The organism is Pandoraea faecigallinarum (assembly GCF_001029105.3).
In the GTDB taxonomy this organism is placed as follows: Bacteria; Pseudomonadota; Gammaproteobacteria; order Burkholderiales; family Burkholderiaceae; genus Pandoraea; species Pandoraea faecigallinarum.
Genome location: NZ_CP011807.3, coordinates 95,103 through 111,983, shown reverse-complemented (window position 1 = coordinate 111,983; position 16,881 = coordinate 95,103). Strand labels below are relative to the sequence as shown.

At 65.5% G+C, this 16,881-nt stretch carries 14 protein-coding genes; 4 read left to right on the top strand and 10 right to left on the bottom strand.

What is annotated here, in order from left to right; translation table 11 throughout:
* Positions 1–75 precede the first annotated feature (75 nt).
* From AB870_RS00460 to AB870_RS00445, 4 genes are all read left to right on the top strand, one after another.
* Positions 76–999: a LysR family transcriptional regulator gene (locus AB870_RS00460; protein WP_237170016.1), complete on the top strand. Its 924-nt coding sequence runs from the start codon at positions 76–78 to the stop codon at positions 997–999.
* 199 nt (positions 1,000–1,198) lie between these two features.
* Complete coding sequence (locus AB870_RS00455; protein ID WP_047906141.1) at positions 1,199–2,254, top strand: IS481 family transposase; 1,056 nt, start codon at positions 1,199–1,201, stop codon at positions 2,252–2,254.
* 45 nt (positions 2,255–2,299) lie between these two features.
* Positions 2,300–3,721: a TAXI family TRAP transporter solute-binding subunit gene (locus AB870_RS00450; RefSeq protein WP_047906505.1), complete on the top strand. Its 1,422-nt coding sequence runs from the start codon at positions 2,300–2,302 to the stop codon at positions 3,719–3,721.
* Positions 3,722–3,856: 135 nt separating this feature from the next.
* Positions 3,857–4,474, top strand: coding sequence for a GNAT family N-acetyltransferase (locus tag AB870_RS00445; protein ID WP_084664037.1), 618 nt, complete (start codon positions 3,857–3,859; stop codon positions 4,472–4,474).
* A gap of 9 nt (positions 4,475–4,483) precedes the next feature.
* Here the strand turns inward: AB870_RS00445 and AB870_RS00440 are convergent, their stop codons facing one another.
* From AB870_RS00440 to AB870_RS00395, 10 genes are all read right to left on the bottom strand, one after another.
* Entirely contained in the window at positions 4,484–5,233 is a 750-nt protein-coding gene (locus tag AB870_RS00440; protein ID WP_047906504.1) for a glutathione S-transferase, read from the bottom strand.
* A gap of 15 nt (positions 5,234–5,248) precedes the next feature.
* Positions 5,249–6,292, bottom strand: a complete 1,044-nt coding sequence (locus tag AB870_RS00435; protein WP_237170015.1) for a response regulator — start codon at positions 6,290–6,292, stop codon at positions 5,249–5,251.
* 154 nt (positions 6,293–6,446) lie between these two features.
* Positions 6,447–7,454, bottom strand: coding sequence for a chemotaxis response regulator protein-glutamate methylesterase (gene cheB, locus AB870_RS00430; protein ID WP_047906503.1), 1,008 nt, complete (start codon positions 7,452–7,454; stop codon positions 6,447–6,449).
* Positions 7,451–10,021 (bottom strand): hybrid sensor histidine kinase/response regulator, encoded by a 2,571-nt coding sequence (locus AB870_RS00425; RefSeq protein ID WP_047906502.1) that lies wholly within the window; start codon positions 10,019–10,021, stop codon positions 7,451–7,453. The genes cheB and AB870_RS00425 overlap by 4 nt, the downstream gene beginning before the upstream one ends.
* Positions 10,018–10,677 carry a chemotaxis protein CheW gene (locus AB870_RS00420; RefSeq protein ID WP_053059507.1) on the bottom strand — a complete coding sequence of 220 codons (660 nt, stop codon included), beginning with the start codon at positions 10,675–10,677 and terminating at the stop codon, positions 10,018–10,020. The genes AB870_RS00425 and AB870_RS00420 overlap by 4 nt, the downstream gene beginning before the upstream one ends.
* Positions 10,674–12,092: a CheR family methyltransferase gene (locus AB870_RS00415; protein WP_047906501.1), complete on the bottom strand. Its 1,419-nt coding sequence runs from the start codon at positions 12,090–12,092 to the stop codon at positions 10,674–10,676. The genes AB870_RS00420 and AB870_RS00415 overlap by 4 nt, the downstream gene beginning before the upstream one ends.
* The gene (locus tag AB870_RS00410; protein WP_047908614.1) at positions 12,089–12,595 is read right to left on the bottom strand and encodes a chemotaxis protein CheW; all 507 of its coding nucleotides are present in this window, start codon (positions 12,593–12,595) and stop codon (positions 12,089–12,091) included. The genes AB870_RS00415 and AB870_RS00410 overlap by 4 nt, the downstream gene beginning before the upstream one ends.
* Before the next feature lie 45 nt (positions 12,596–12,640).
* Complete coding sequence (locus tag AB870_RS00405) at positions 12,641–14,290, bottom strand: methyl-accepting chemotaxis protein (RefSeq protein ID WP_047906500.1); 1,650 nt, start codon at positions 14,288–14,290, stop codon at positions 12,641–12,643.
* A 217-nt stretch (positions 14,291–14,507) separates the two neighbouring features.
* The gene (locus AB870_RS00400; RefSeq protein WP_047906499.1) at positions 14,508–15,362 is read right to left on the bottom strand and encodes a beta-keto acid cleavage family enzyme; all 855 of its coding nucleotides are present in this window, start codon (positions 15,360–15,362) and stop codon (positions 14,508–14,510) included.
* Positions 15,359–16,702: an aspartate aminotransferase family protein gene (locus AB870_RS00395; RefSeq protein ID WP_047906498.1), complete on the bottom strand. Its 1,344-nt coding sequence runs from the start codon at positions 16,700–16,702 to the stop codon at positions 15,359–15,361. The genes AB870_RS00400 and AB870_RS00395 overlap by 4 nt, the downstream gene beginning before the upstream one ends.
* Between the last annotated feature and the right edge of the window lie 179 nt (positions 16,703–16,881).

Below are 16,881 nucleotides of genomic sequence, written 5' to 3'. Positions count from 1 at the left end.
AATCCAGTGCGGCCCAAGGTCCCGGCAATGCCGGTGCCGCCCGCAAAAACGGCCGTCGATTCAAGGGGTTGGCGAATGATGACCAGCGATACATGGATGGACGACATCGGCGAGCGTCCGCTCAAATACTTAGCCGAAATCGCCGCGACGGGCGGCGTGCGCATGGCCGCCGAATCGCTCGGCGTGAACCCGTCCGTGGTCAGCCGGCAGATCGCGGCGCTGGAGCGGCGTCTGCGTTTTCCGCTTATCGAGCGGCGCGGACGCAATGTGATGGTCACGGAAATCGGTCAGGTGCTCATCGATTACTACCGTGACGGCCAGCGACGTCAGCGCGACTTGTCCGCGCGCCTGGAGGAATACCGGCATCTGAAGCGCGGACGCGTAGCCATCGGTGTCGGCGAAGGGTTCATCGGCCGTCTGATCGCGCAGGCCTTGCAGCGCTTCTCGATGAGCTATCCGGACATTCTCGTCGAGATCCGCTCCGGCCCCACGCCAGTCGTCCTTTCGCTCGTGCGCGACGACGTGGTCGACATCGGCCTGTGCGCCCGCTCGGAAGACGATCCCGCCATGCGCATCCACCCGTTCGCGGCAAAGGCGCTGTGCGCCGTGGTCGCACCCACGCACCGGTTCGCGAAGATGGCGAACGTGCCGCCCTCGGAGCTGGTCCACGAGCGTCTCATTTTCATGACCGAAGCGCACGGTGTGCAGCAGTTCGTGCATTCGGTGCTCGATACCGCGCGTCTGAATGTGATTCCGGCGTATCGCGTCGATCTGTTCAACACCGCGCAGACACTTGCCGCGGCGGGGCTCGGCGTGGCGTTCATGTCGGCAATCACCGCGCGGCGCGGCATCGAACTCGGCGAACTGGTGGCGGTGCCCATCGATCATCCGATTGCGGCCGGTTTCTCCAGTCAGATGATGACGCGCGTCGGGCGGCGTCTCTCGCCCGCCGCCGACCACCTCTGGAAACAACTCGCGCAAAGTCTCGCCCACCGCTGACGCGCCCGCGATGGGTGAGAAAGGAATTTGTCCCCGTAGATGGCGTATGATCGGCCGGGTGTTGGACAAGCCCGCCCGATTCATTAATTGTAATAGCCTAGACTAAATCTGACAGCTGTCGGTTTCTCCCGGGGCACAGCGTTGTTCGTCGCATCCAGTGACGGCAACGTTGCGGTCCCTGAACCGCAAGGAGTCCACCATGACGCAAGATCAGAAAGTCATTCGTGCCAAAGTCGGAATTCTCGAGCTAGCCCGCCAGCTCGGTAATGTCAGTCAAGCGTGTCGCGTGATGGGCTATTCACGCGACAGTTTTTACCGATTCAAAGAACTGTACGAGACGGGCGGCGAAGCCGCCCTGCAGGAAATCTCTCGGCGGCGCCCGCAGCCCAAGAATCGCGTGGATCCGCAGGTCGAAGCCGCAGTGGTCGAGCTGGCCCTGGAGTTGCCCGCGTACGGCCAGATCCGCATCGCCAATGAGGTGCTCAAGCGTCATGCGCTGCACGTCTCGCCTCAGGGCGTGCGCAGCATCTGGCTACGTCACGACCTCGAGACCATGAACAAACGCCTGACGGCGTTGGAGGCCAAATCTGCGCAGGAAGGGCTGGTGCTCACCGAGACCCAGCTCGCCTCGCTCGAGCGGGCCAAGCTTGAGAAAGAAACGCACGGCGAATTCGAGTCAGAGTGTCCCGGCTACTGCGGCGCTCAGGACACCTTCTACGTCGGCACGCTCAAAGGGGTGGGCCGGGTCTACCAGCAGACGTTCGTCGATACCTACTCGAAGGTCGCATTCGCCAAGCTCTACGATCGCAAGACGCCACTGCCGGCGGCTGATCTGCTCAACGACCGCGTTCTGCCCTTCTTCGATAGCCACGGCATCCCGCTTATGCGCATCCTGACCGATCGTGGCACCGAATATTGCGGTAACCCCGAGCATCACGAGTATGAGCTCTATCTGGCGGTGGAAAACATCGACCACACCCGTACTCGGGCCAGGTCGCCCCAGACCAACGGTATCGTCGAGCGGTTGCACAAGACGATGCTCAACGAGTTCTATCGCATCGCCTTTCGCAGGAAAATCTACGACTGCATCCCCGCACTGCAGGCCGACCTCGACCACTGGCTTGACGAGTACAACACGCGGCGAGAACATCAAGGTCGATGGTGCTATGGCAAGACGCCCATGCAGACTTTCCTCGATTCTCTCTCGCTCGCCAAGGAGAAACTCATTCCTCATTCAGCTGCCGTGACCGCTTAATCCTTCCGACTACCTGTCAGATCAAGTCTCAGCTAATACACATTAATGACGACTGACTCTAACCAACCCGCCCATCGGCGACTCCGCGCGCGCTTCGTCGCGATTTCCTGGCGGGATCTCGCCGTCTCCTTCGGCCCCGTGGTTCTTGTCGCGATTGCCGCCATCTGGCTTGCCGTATGGCTCGTGCAACCGGCCCCGCCGCGCACCATCACGTTAAGCGCCGGCCCCGAAGGCAGTTCGTTCTGGACGGCCGCGCAGCGCTACAAGACCATCCTCGCGCGCGACGGGATAACACTCAATGTGCTGCCATCGGAAGGGTCGCGCCAGAACGTCGAACGTCTGGCCGACGAGCATCAGCCTGTCGACCTCGGACTGGTGCAGGGCGGTGTGTCGCAAGGACTCGACATCGACGGACTCGTCTCGCTGGGCAGCATGTTCTACGCGCCGATCTCGGTGTTCTATCGGGGTGAACGCGTCACCAAACTGTCGGACTTCGCCGGCAAGCGCATCGCCATCGGCCGGGAGGGCAGCGGCGCACGCGCGCTCTCGCTCACGTTGCTCAAAGCGAACGGCATCGAACCGGGCGGCCCTACGAAACTCACTGCCTACGACGGGCAGGAAGCCGCGCAAGCACTGATTGACGCACGGGTGGACGCCGCCATGCTCACCGGCGACTCCGCCACGGGGCCGACGATGGGCAAGCTCATCCGAACGCCCGGCATTCGCCTGATGGACTTCGCGCAGGCCGATGCCTACACGCGACGCTTCACCTATCTCAATCAATTGACGTTGCCACGCGGTGTCTTCGATCTCGGGCGCAATCTGCCCGCGCAACCGGTCCACGTCATCAGTCCCACCGTCGAACTCGTCGCCCGCGAAAGTTTGCACCCGGCGCTCTCCGATCTGCTGGTCGAAGCCGCGCGTGAAGTCCACGGCAAAGCGAATCTGCTGCAACGCGCCGGGGAGTTTCCTTCGGCACAGGTGCACGAATTTCCGATTTCCGACGATGCCGCGCGCTACTACAAATCGGGCAAGGGCTTCCTGTACCGTCATCTGCCGTTCTGGATCGCCAGCCTTGCCGACCGGATCGTCGTGTTGCTGGTGCCGATCATCGTGGTGCTGATTCCGGCGTTCCGGCTGGTGCCGTCGCTGTATAGCTGGCGCGTGAAATCGCGTCTGTACCGGTGGTATGGCGGACTCATCGCGCTGGAGCGCGAGGCGCTCGCGGACGACGCGCACATCGAGTATCCGAATCTGCGCCAACGGCTCGATACCATCGAGGCGGCCGTCAATCGACTGAAGATTCCGCTCGCCTATGCCGATCAGTTTTACGTGCTTCGCGAGCACATCAGCTTCGTGCGTCAGCGCCTCGATGCGATGAACGCGCAACCGGGCGCCACGAGTGTAGCGGGCAGCGATGCTGTGCAGCGCGCGGGCGGTGTGCCGCCCGAACCGAATGGGGCATGAGCGCCACCTCAAAGTAACGCTTATGCGTCTCATAATCTTCGCAAGCTTTTCTTATAGATCGTAACGGCGCAAACTAGCGGCAATCAGGGACCGGAACGCCGGCCCGTCATCACTTCAATGCACTGGCTCGTTCGTATGTCGTCGTCCAATCTCACGCATTCGTCGTCTTCGGCTGACCCCGCAGCATCGGGGGATACGCCCCGCCGCGCCGGCACCGAACTCGCGCGTAGCGCGTGCACCGTGCGTGCGGTGCGCGACGAAGACTTACCGGCCATCACGGCTATCTACGCACATCACGTGCGCACAGGCTCGGCATCGTTCGAAGAAGTGCCGCCGGATGAAACGCAGATGCGCGAGCGCTGCGCGAAGGTGTGTGACGCGGGTTTGCCGTACCTCGTCGCCGAACGCGACGGCAAGATACTCGGCTACGCGTACGCGACACATTACCGGCCGCGCTCGGCCTATCGGTTCACGCTGGAAGACTCGGTCTACATCGCCGCCGACGCCATCGGGCAGGGCGTCGGTCGTGCACTGCTGCTCACGCTCATCGCAAGATGCGAAGGCGGTCCGTGGCGTCAACTGATCGCGAACGTGGGCGACAGCGGCAATCGCGCCTCGCTCGCCCTGCATGCCGCGTGCGGTTTCGAGCATGCGGGCATGCTCAGGTCCGTCGGCTTCAAGTTCGGTCGCTGGGTCGATACCGTTCTCATGCAGCGCGCGCTCAACGCCGGCGACGCCACGCTGCCGGAATAGACCGTCCGCTCAAAACGGCGATGCGCGGTCCAGTTCCTTATAGTGACGGAAAATGCCTGAGGTGTTGAACGGGATACGGCGGGGCGATTCCAGATACGCCGCAACGAGCGGCTCGCGGGCGACGGCATCACGCACCGCCCGACAACGCGGGAACGCGCTCGCGAACCCCGACATGGCGCGCGGGAACGCGTAATACAGCCCTTCGATCACCTGAAACAGCGACAGGTCGGCATACGACATCGCGCCTTCGGACAGCCATCCGCCCGCATGGGGATTGCGTGCCAGCACCCGCTCGAAGTAACCGAAGAATTTGGGCAGACGGTAGTCGATCAGATCCGCCGTCCGTTTGCGGGCTTCCGCTTTCTGATTGCTGTAGTAGAGACGGCTGGCGATGGGGTGATGACCGTCGTGTACCTCGGCCACGAGATCGGCAATCGTCAACTGCAATTGATTCACCCATCGCCTCGCGCGCGGCGTTTCGCCAACGAGACCCAGCAGCGGTCCGAGATACGCGAGGATGTTGGCCGTCTGGCCGATCAGTTCGTGGCCCGAGGCGTGGCGGATGCGCAGAAAAGGCGGGGCGAACGGCGGGTCCATGCACGCGGGATCGTCCATGGTGTGCAGCAGACCGTCCAAGCCCTGACCGGGCTCGTCACCCTGCACGATCTCCACATAGGGGGTACCCGCGGCCTCGAAAGCGAGGCGGACAAACTCGCCGCGCCCTTGCAGGCCCGGCCAATAGAACAGCTCGAAGGTCATGCGCCCTCCTCAGGCTCAGGAAGCGCCTGGCTGCATCTCCACGCGATTCTTGCCCTGTTGCTTGGCGCGATACAGCGCCAGATCCGCCGACTCGATCAACGAGGTCGACGCCATGTGCGTGCGCGGCACCAGCGCCGCGCCGCCGAGACTGATCGTGACGTGCCGGCCGTTGGCCGATCCCACGTGCGGAATCGCCATCGCTTCGATCTGCGCGCGCACCTTCTCCGCGATCGCCGCCGCCCCGCTGGCCGACGTGTTGGGCAGCACCATCACGAACTCTTCGCCCCCAAAGCGCGCGGCAAGGTCCGCCGGGCGCGACGCGGCGTCGGCCATTGTGCGTGCCACGCGACGCAGTACGTCGTCGCCCGCAATGTGGCCGTATGTGTCGTTGTAAATCTTGAAGTTGTCGACGTCGATCATGAGCAGCGCCATCTCGCGCTGTTCGCGCAGCGCGCGGCGCCATTCCGCGCCGAAGTACTCGTCGAAGTAACGGCGGTTCGCCAACCCCGTCAGGCCGTCGGAATGCGTGAGACGCTGCAGTTCGAGATTCGTCTCGAGCAGTTGCTGCTGACTCTCGCGCAACGCGCGATACGCTTCGTCGCGTTGCAGCAGGTTCATGTACGAGCGGGAGTGATAGCGAATGCGGGCAACGAGTTCGATGGTATCGGGCAGCTTGACCAGATAATCGTTGGCGCCGGCCGCAAATGCTTCGCGTTTGACGGTCGGCTCTTCCTTGGTCGAAAGCACGATGATCGGAATGTCGCGCGTAAGCGGGCTGGCACGATACTGACGCACCAGCGACAGCCCGTCGATGCCCGGCATCACGAGATCCTGAAGAATAACGGTCGGGCGAGTCTGTTCGGCCACACGCAAGGCATCGTCGGGATTGGCGCAGTAGTGGAAATCGATGTTCGATTCGCCGCTCAGAGCGCGGCGGATCGCTTCGCCGACCATGGCCTGGTCGTCGACGAGCAACACCATTGCCGACGAATCGCTCAGGCTGCCCTCCGAGCCGATCGGTCGCGGGTCCGACTTGGGTTCGCGCGGCGCTGTCGTCATAGTTTTTGCCCCTCTCCTTATTGACTCTGCTACCACGTTACGCACGTGGCTGTTCTTGTGCGGCTGCGCTGCCTTCGGCAACCTTCGCCCGATCATTCCGCGCAATCATTCGCGCGACCATTCTCGCAGGCCTTGTTGCTACCCTTCTCGCGATCTATACCGTGCCGAAAAGCGCGACCAGTTGCGGCGCAATGCTCGGCAGCGGCAGAATCTGCGAGGCCGCACCGGCTTCGGCCGCCGCTTTCGGCATGCCGTACACCGCGCTCGTGGCCCGATCCTGCGCCATCGTGATGAAACCTTGCGCGCGCATCGCGCCGAGTCCTGCGGCACCGTCACGCCCCATGCCCGTCAGAAGCACACCGACCGCGCGCGAACGCCAGTTCTCGGCAACGCTGTGCAGAAACACGTCGATGGACGGCCGGTACACCGCATCCCTAGGTTCGTCGGTATACACGCAGCGGGCGCTCGCGTCCACCCGCAGATGCCGATTGCCGCCGGCGAGCAGTACGGTGCCCGCCGAGGGTCGCTCGCCCGCCTCCACCAGCCGGACCGTGAGCGACGTCTGCTGGTCGAGCCACGTGGCCATGCCGGGAGCGAAAGCGTCGTCCACATGCTGTACGACGATGACTCCCGCACCGAAGTTCTCGGGCAACCGGCCGAGCAGCGTCGCGAGCGCGGCCGGTCCGCCCGCGGACGCGCCGATGGCGACCAGCGCATCGGTGCCCGACGTGACGCGCGACGGCATCGCCGGTTGCGGCGCTACGGCATCGGCTTGTTGCGCCGCGATCGCTTCGATCTTCGCGAGTAGCGACGACGCCGGCCGTGCAAGGTCCGATCCGCCCAATACCGGCGTGTCGACCGCATCCACCGCGCCTGCGCCCATGGCATCGAACACAAGGCTCGCGTGGTGCCCCACATCGGATGTCACGATCAGAATCGGGCAGGGGGCGCGGCGCATGATCTCGCGCGTGGCCGCCACCCCGTCCATAACCGGCATGACGAGATCCATCAGCACCAGATCGGGTGTAGCGCATTCGCACATTTGCACCGCTTGCGCGCCGTCGTGCGCAATCCACACGACATCAAGGCCCGGCCGTTGTGCCAGCGTGCGTCGCAACGCTTCCACCGCGATGACCGAATCGTTCACGATCCCGATTTTCATGACCCCGGCTCCCCGATGAGATCCACGACCGCACGCAGCAATGCGTCGTCATGGAAGCTGCCCTTCGCGAGGTAATAGTCGGCGCCCGCATCGAGTCCGCGCTGTCGATCTTCCTCGCGATCCTTATATGAAACGATCATGACCGGCAATTCGGCCGTGCGCGTGTCGCGCTTGATGAGGGTCACCAGCTCGATGCCGTCCATGCGCGGCATGTCGACGTCCGTGATCACCATATCGAACGTCTCGCTGCGCACGGCATTCCAGCCGTCCATGCCGTCGACGGCAACGCTCACATCGTAGCCGCGCGCGGCAAGCAGCTTGCGCTCCAGCTCGCGCACGGTCAACGAATCGTCGACGACCAGCACGCGCTTGCGTGCACGGCCGCTCGCCAGCGCCGCGCGCATCGGCAGTCGCTCCAGGGCACCCGTCTCCACAGCCTTTGCGATCGAGCGCACCAGATCGGCGGTGTCGATGATGAGCAGCGGCGAACCGTCTTCCGCGAGTGCGCCCGCCGCAATATTGGGCAGCTTGCCCAGACGCACGTCGAGCGGTTGCACGACGAGCATGCGCTCGCCGAGGAATTTGTCGACGGCCAGTCCGTAGCGCGTCTCGCCTTCGCCGAATACCACCACCGGCTGGTCGCCCTCGACGCCGGCCGGCGCCGTACCGCACAGCACCTGCTGCGCGCTCACCAGACCGATCTGCCTGCCGTCCAGCGTGAAATGCGCACGCCCTTCGAGCCGCTCGATACGCGCCTGCGGCAGCGCCAGCGTGCGCGACAAACTGGCGAGCGGAAGCGCGTAGGGTTCACCGGCGATTTCGACGAGCAGGCTGCGCACCACCGAGAGCGTCAGTGGCAATTGCATGACGAATTTGGTCCCTCGCCCCGGCGCGTGTTCGATGCGCACCGTGCCGCGCACCATTGCCGCCATCGCGCGCACGGCGTCCAGACCGACACCGCGCCCGGAGACGTCCGTCACCGTATCGCGCAACGTGAAGCCCGGCAGCATCAGGAATTCGAGCAGTTCGTTGTCGTCGAGCCGCTGCGCGGTCTCCGGCGTAACCAGTGCGCGCTTGACGACGGCCTCACGCACGCGCTCGAGATCGATGCCGGCGCCGTCGTCGGCCACGCTCACAAGGAGCAGCCCCGCACTGTGCCGTGCGCTCAGCGTAATGACACCCTCGCTCGGTTTGCCCGCCGCCGCGCGCACTTCCGGGCTTTCGAGCCCGTGGTCGACGGCATTGCGCAGCAAATGGCCCAGCGGCGCGTCCAACCGATCGAGAATGTCGCGGTCGACCTGCGTGTCGGCGCCGCGAATTTCCAGCCGCGCGGGCTTGCCGAGTGTGCGCCCGAGATCGCGCACCATGCGGGCGAAGCCGCCGAGACGGTCGTCGATGGGGCGCATGCGGCAGGCGAGCGCTTCGTCATACAAACGCTGCGACAGTTGCGTCGAGCGCCGGTCGAATTCGTCCAGTTCGTGGACCTGCTCCGCGAGCAACTGTCCGCCGGCGCCGAGCGCACGGCGCAGGTCGGCCAGCGCCGCGAGCAGCACCTGACGGTCTTCGTCGGCACGCCCGGCCACCCGCGCAAGCGCGGAGCTTACGCGCTCGAGCGCTTCGTCCGCATCGTGCTGATGACGTTTGAGCCGCCGCAACGACTGCGCGAATGGCTGCGACCAGCGCGATGCCACTAACGCCTCGCTCGACAGGCGCAACAAACGATCCAGGTTCTCGGCGGAGACGCGCAACGCGCGTGACCCGTTGCCCGAGGCGTCGCCTTTGCCTGCACCTGCGCCGTCCATATCCGGCATATCGTGCATGTCGTGCATGTCGTGCATGTCGTGCATGTCGTGCATGTCGTGCATGTCGCGCATGTCGTGCATGTCGCGCATGCTGCGCGCATCGTCGAACGTCTCGCGCCGGTCGCCGCCATGCAAGGCCGATGACCCTGCGCTCGCGGGCGAAGCGGCGGACGTTGGCGACGTTGGCGACGTTGCCGACATTGCCGACATTGCGGATGCCTCACCGGCCGCGGACAACGAAGGCGTTGCCGACGCGGCTCGCGCATCGTCGGCGGGCGTACCGTAACTGGCGTAATCGAATGCCGTGAGTTCGTCCGGCGACGCGCCTGTCGACGCATTCTTCGGCCCGCCTTCCGCCAGCGACGCCAGCGTCTCGGTAAGCGTTGCGACAAAGGTATCGATTTCCGCCTTGCCTGCGCCCTGCGCCCAATTCGGGTCGCGCCCTGGCGGATGGGCAAGGCGCATGAGCAGGTCCACTCCCTGCAACAGGCGGTCGATGATCGGCACGTCCAATACGAGCGCGCCGCGCTGTGCCGCAACGAAAGCATCTTCGAGCACATGGGCGAGCGCGACGCCGGCCTCGACGCCCACGATACGCGCCGCGCCCTTGAGCGAATGCGCGGCCCGCATGCAGGCTTCGAGGCGCGACGCGTCGGTCGGCGCACGTTCGAGCGCCAGCAGGCCGTCGCCCAACACCTGCGCCTGCGTCTCCGTCTCCATGCGGAACAGATCGAGCAGCGTCGCATTCCGAAGGTCGTCGCTCATGCGAGGCTCCTGTCGAACGCCGCTCCTACGCGCAACGGATCCAGCACCCCGACGACATGCTCGCGCCAGGGCAGAACGGCGATCGCAAAGCCGTCGGAGGCGCCCAACGCCGTCGCAGGTACCGCGCCCAACGCCGCGCTCGCGGGTTTGATCGTGCCGTGGACCTCCGTCACGGGAAACGCACTGAGGTGATGACCATGGCGCAGCGCCAGCAGCCGTGCCGTACTCGCCCGCAACATGTTCGACGGCGCGCGCTGCGTTTGCGGCGCCGGTTGCACGCCGAGCAGTTCGCCCAGCGACAGGCACGGCACCAGCGCGCCGCGCAAATTGACGAGTCCAAGCAACGCGCGCTGACGATGCCCCGGCACCGTATGCCAGCCGCGCATCGGCGCGACCTCTTCGATGGCCGACGTGGGAAGCGCCAGCCACTCGTCGGCCAGCCGGAAGAGCAGCAAGGACGCCCCACGCACGATCTCGTCATCGCCGGGTGCGGTGCGCCAGGGCGCTGGATCGACCGGCACGACCGGCAACCGGTCGAGTAATTCGGCGGCCTGACGGTGCAGGGTGCCGGCGTCCGGTTTGACCGTGGGCGACGATGCCGGGTCGAGCGCGCCGGGACCGCGGCCGGCGTCAGGCGCGAGTTCGCGAGAGGTCATCGATGTCGGGTCCCGTGGCGTTGTACCGGATCATGCGTTTCGGAGGACGGCTTCGCAGCGTCGGTGCGCTCGGCGCGTCCTGCGCGTTCGAGCAGTCGGCGCGCCCCCGGCGCGTCGCCGCGCGCGTCGAGCAATGCCGCGCAGTGCACGAGCGCTTCGTAATGCGCCGGGTCGAGATACAGCGCCCGCCGGTAATGGACGAGCGCCGCTTGCGAGTCTCCGCGCGCATCTTCGACGAGTCCCAGCAGATACTCGGCCTGTGCATTGGCGCGATCGGCCGCGAGCACCGTACGGCATACGGCGACGGCGCGCACGAAATCGCCAGCGTCGGCCGCCACGCGCGCCTGTGCCAACTGGGCGTCGACATCGGCCTTAGCCGCGGTATCGCCCCGTTTGGAGGCGGCGGGCGTCATCGAACGGGTGGATAGCGGCGCGAGGGATACGCGCGATGCCGGAGGTCTCCGGGAAGTGGAGGCCGCCGTAGACGAAGGCGAAGGTGAAGCAGGCGGCGATGGCGGCGGCGGTCCGAAGCTTCGCACGGAAGCCCCTGCGGATGCCATTCCGGCCGCCACCACATCGCTCACCGGTCCGGCCACCCGGAACGAAAATGCCTGTACGTGCCCGGTCGGCGCGAGGCCGTTGTTCGTCAGCGCGCCGCCTTCGGCGGGTCCTGCGAAAAGCGTCGCGCCCATGCGCATGAGTCGTTCCAATGCCGCGATGGCCCGGCGCTGTCCGTCGCGATCGAAATAGATCAGCACATTGCGAAAGAAGACGAAGTCGAACGTACCCAGCCGATCGATCAGCGAGGGATCGAAGAGATTGCCCGCATGCCAGCGCACCCGTGCGCGCAGTGCGCCAATGACGCGAAAGCCGTCTTCTTCGGGCGTGAAGTACCTGTCCCGGAACAACATCGTGTCCGGCGGGCCGCGAAACGAATTACGACCGTACAGTCCTTGGCGTGCCACGGCGAGCGCCCGTTCGCTGATGTCCACCGCATCGACGGTGAAATCGTTCGCGCCGAAGCCCGCATCGAACATTGTCATCGCGATCGAGTATGGCTCTTCGCCGGTCGAACACGGCAGACTCAGAAGTCGCAACGGTTGCCCCTCACGCGGTGTGTCGCGGCGCGACGCGCGCGCTTCCTGCGCCATTTGCGCCAGCGCCGTGAAGGCCTCGCGATGGCGGTAGAACCATGTCTCGGGCACCACGACGGTTTCGATCAGCGCCTGAAGCTCCTGCGGCGATTGCTGCAATCGCTGCCAGTAGCGCGTGTAAGGCGGGGGGTCCTGCAATTCGGGCGACAGCGCGACAAGACGGGCGCGCACCGCGCGTTCGATGGCATGGGCCCCGAGCGTTTCGGCATCGAGCCCCATGGTGTCGCGCAACAAGCGTTCGATATCTCGCACGTGACTCATGCCGGTACCCCCGCGCCGCCGGCGCCGTGAGCCTCATCGGCCAGCGCCGCCTGGGCGGCATCGAAGAGAAGCGCACGCGCCTCGCCGGTCAACAGTTGGTCGACACGCACCCATTGCACGAGGCCGTCTTCGGTATCGAGCACCGGCCCGAGATAACGCCCCTCAGGCAAGTCGACACCGCTGGATCGGAACGCCTCGACGTCCGCACGCATGGTGCCGGTCGCGCGCTCGAGGAGCACACCGAGGCGTCTCGCCTGCGGGCCGGGCGCGGGGTAATGGACGAGCACCAGACGGGTGGACCGGCGCTCAGGCGCACCCACGCCGGTAGCAAGCCGCGTCATATCGATGACCGGGACAGATTCGCCGCGATAGCTGAACGCCCCGGCCACCCACGCAGGCGCGGCCGGCAGGCGTTTGAGGGCAAGCCACGGCAGCACCTCGGCGACATGGCCGGCTTCGATGACGTAATGATCGGTCGCGATGGCGAAACGCAGGAACAGCATGTCGGTGTCCGCGATGAGCAAATGACGGCAAACGTGCCGTCGACGTCAGACCAGCCCGGTCGGCGGGAGTGTCTGCACCTTGAACCGCGACACGCCGCTCTTGAGGCCATTGGCCACGTGATTGAGTTCTTCGATGGCCTGACTCGACTGCTGCAACGACTCGGCCGTCTGTTGCGCGGCCTCGGAGAGCTGCACCAGCGCCTGATTGATCTGCTCCGCCCCGGTGGCCTGCGCCTGCATGCCTTCGTTCACGACCTGGAAGCGCGGCGGCAACGTCTGCACCTGCGAGATGATCTGCGCGAGCTGGTCGCCCACCTGACGCATTTCATCCATGCCGCGACGCACTTCCTCGGCGAACTTGTCCATGCCCATCACGCCTGCCGACACCGCCGACTGGATCTCCTTGATCATTTGCTCGATGTCGTATGTCGCCACGGCCGTCTGATCGGCAAGACGACGAATCTCCGTTGCCACCACGGCGAAGCCGCGGCCGTATTCGCCCGCCTTCTCCGCCTCGATGGCCGCATTGAGCGAGAGCAGATTGGTCTGGTCGGCCACCTTCGTGATCGTGGTCACGACCTGATTGATGTTGCCCGCCTTCTCGTTGAGGATGCCGAGCTTGCCGTTCACGGAGCCAGCCGCTTCGACCACGTGACGCATCGCGTCTTCCATGCGGGTGAGGCTGACATGCCCCGTGCCCGCGAGCGTTGCCGCGTGATCGGCCACGCCTGCGACTTCGGTCATGGTGCGCGCCAGATCGCGCGACGTGGCGAAAATCTCGCGCGACGTCGCGCCGATCTCGGAGGTCGTGGCCGCCGTCTCCGACGCCGTCGCCTGCTGCTGGCGCGACGTTGCGGCGATTTCGGTCACCGACGTCGTCACTTGCAGCGCCGATTTCTGGGCTTGCCCGACGAGCCCCGTCAGTTCGTCCGTCATGCGGTTGAAGCCCGACTCCAGCGCACCGAATTCGTCACGACGCTCCAGATTGAGCCGCCGGGTCAGATCGCCCGAGCGCATGACCTCCAGAATCTGCATCACGCTGGCAAGCGGCACGCTGATCGCGCGGAACAGCATCCACCCCGCGAGCACGGCGAACGCCAACGCCACGGCCAGCGTAATGAGCAGCGTGGCCTTGGCGGCCAGCACGGCTTCGCTGATGCTGTGCGTGGCTTCGTCCGAATAGGTCTTGTTGGTGTCGACCAGGCGCTGGATGGCGGCGCGCCCGCGGCCCCACTCGGGATAGAGCTGGTCGGTGAGCATCGCGCGTGCGGCGGGCATCTGACCGTCCGCGACCAGCTTGAGCACCTGTGTACTGATGCGGCCGTACTGGCTGCGTGTGCCGCGCACTTCGTCGTACTGAATCCGGTCGATGGCTCGGTTGACGGTGGTACCGTAATCCTTGATCCAGCCGTCGATGCGGGTGTCGGCCGCGCGCAGCGCGTCGAGATCGACCGCACGGGTCTTGTCGTTGTCGTCGATGGCGACGACCTGCTGGAGCAACTGGTAGCTCTCGAACCACGCACCGCGCAGCATCGTGCTGTAGTAGAGACCCGGTGCAGAGTCGTCTTCCACACTGCGCGCGTCCGCTTCGATAGCGGTTAGGCGCGTATAGGCGACGCCCGCCATGAGGGCCATCAAGGCAAGGATCAGGCCAAAACTGGCCAGAATGCGATGTCGGATCGACCAGTGTTTCACGCCGCGCTCCCGTTCGGATTCGTGCCCGGTGCCGGAGGAGGACGACGCGGGCCTTTTTGAGGTTACGCCGATTCTATTACAGCAGCCCGGCCGGACAACGCCGGTCAGGCCTTGTATTTGGGTTTATTTCCGATCCGTCGCACACTCCCGGGCACCGCTTGTGCCCGGGTAGCCCGCTGCACGGATGCCGGAATCCGTCGCGCGAAGCCGCTGGCGATCAGCGCGTCAATTCGCGCAAGGCGTTCGCCGTCATGGGCGCGAGCGCCAGCGGGCGGGCCGCGGACGTCAGCACGCCGAGCGACGCGGCATTGTCCGGGCAGAGGCTGCCATCCGGCAGATAAAGATTGTTCTCGAAGCCAATCCGGGCGTGGCCGCCCTGCAACACTGCCGCCAGCGCGCACTCCGCCTCGCGCGGGCCGAACGCGCACATGGCCCAGGGGGTTTCGGCCGACGCCTCGCCCTGCGCGTCGACTCCGGCGTGCCAGGCGTTGAGAAACGGCAGCAGGTCGGATGGCGAAGACAACTGGCCCTTGCTGTAACGACCCAGCACGAACAACACCCAGTGCCGCCCGGGACGAATCGCGCCGCTCGCGCGCAGGCGCCAGTACTGCGCCACGTCGGCGGTGTCGTACAGAATGTACTGCGTCGTGATCTGCGACTGCCAAAGCCAGGCGAAAAACGCTTGCGCGGCGCTCGCATGGGCGGCATCGGGCAACACTTCGCGCAAGGCGACCGAGATCGCTTCGGGACGCAACGCCCGCACCGTCGCGATCTGCTGCGCCGGGGTGTAAATGCCGACCGCCTCGGTCGTGACCTGCAACACCAGTTCATTGCCGACGGCGCGGCGCACCGCGGCGATACCGGCTTCATAATCGGGCACTTCGAGGCTGTGAGTGCCGTCTGCCTTGCGCACGTGCAAGTGAATCATCGCCGTGCCCGCATCGAGACATGCCTTGGCGCACGCGCCGAGCTCGTCCGGCGTCATCGGCAGCGCCGGGTGATCGGCGTGCGTACGGCGGGCGCCGTTCGGCGCAACGGCCAGCGCGTAGTGCCGCGCCACCGGCGTGTTCATGCCAGGCCCCCGGCCTTCACGCCGGTCACGTCGGCAACCGACAGCGCGAGACGCTCGACGATGCGATCGATGTCTTCCGGCTGGCAGATGAACGGGGGCGCAATCAGGGCGTGATCGCCATGCACGCCGTCGACCGTGCCGCCCATCGGGTAGATCAGCAGGCCGCGTTCCTTGGCAGCGGCCTTCAAACGGGCGTGTGTCCTGTCCTGCGCCGGCAGCGTCCGTCTGGTGGCCCGGTCGGCGACGAACTCCACGCCGACGAACAGCCCGCGCCCGCGCACGTCTCCCACGTTCGGGTGATCGGCGAAGACCTCGCGCAGGCGCGCACGGAGTTGCTCGCCGCGCGCCTTCACATTCTCGAGCAAGCCCTCTTCGGCGATCGTGCGCTGCACGGCCAGCGCCGCCGCGCACGCCATCGCGTGGCCCAAATAGGTATGCCCGTGCTGGAAGAATCCCGAGCCGCCGACCACGGCGTCGAAGATCTTGTCCGAGCAAAGCATCGCACCGATGGGTTGATACCCCGCCCCAAGCCCCTTGGCGATGACGAGGATGTCCGGCGTCACATCGTCTTCCTCGCACGCGAACAGATAACCGGTGCGGCCCATGCCGGACATGACTTCATCGAGCAGCAACAGCACGCCGTACTTGTCGCACACGGCGCGAATGCGCTTGAAGTAGTCGCCCACCGGAGGCACCGCGCCCGCGGTCGCGCCGACCACGGTCTCCGCGACGAACGCGATCACCTTGTCGCCGCCGAGTTCGAGGATCTTCGCTTCGAGTTCGTCCGCCAGTCGCTGCACGTACGCCGCGTCGCTCTCGCCATCGAGCCGTTCGCGGTACGCGAAGCACGGCGAGACGTGATGCGCCGGCACCAGCAACGGCAGGAACGGTTCGCGTCGCCAGGCATTGCCACCGATGGCCAGCGCCCCGAGCGTGTTGCCGTGATAGCTCTGACGGCGCGCGATGAAGTACTGACGCTGCGGCTGGCCGATTTCGACGAAGTACTGACGTGCCAGCTTGAGCGCCGCCTCCACGCCCTCGGAGCCGCCGCTCACGAAGTACACATGCTTCAGATCGCCGGGGGCACTCGCCGCGAGCGTATCGGCCAGTTGCTCGGCAACGTCCGTTGTGAAGAACGACGTATGCGCGTAGGCCAATTGCGCGGCCTGTCGCTGCATCGCTTCGATCACGCGCGGATGCCCGTGACCCAGGCAGGAGACGGCCGCCCCGCCGCACGCGTCGAGATAACGCTTGCCGTTGCTGTCGATCAACTCGATTCCCTGGCCGCCGACTGCGGTGGGCAACGTCTGGCGCGGATTGCGGTGAAACACATGAGTCATGCCTGAACCTCTGACGAAAAGATGCTGCGAGACGGTAATGGGGTGTCGCGATGCTGCTCAGTGTAGGCGTATCGCCCTCTGTTTGCAACATATGTTTCAGTCGCTTTGTGAGCGCAACACTTCGCGCAACACCATTGCCGCCCTCGCGGTTTCATCGCAGAGCACGGCCCCAAGGGAAA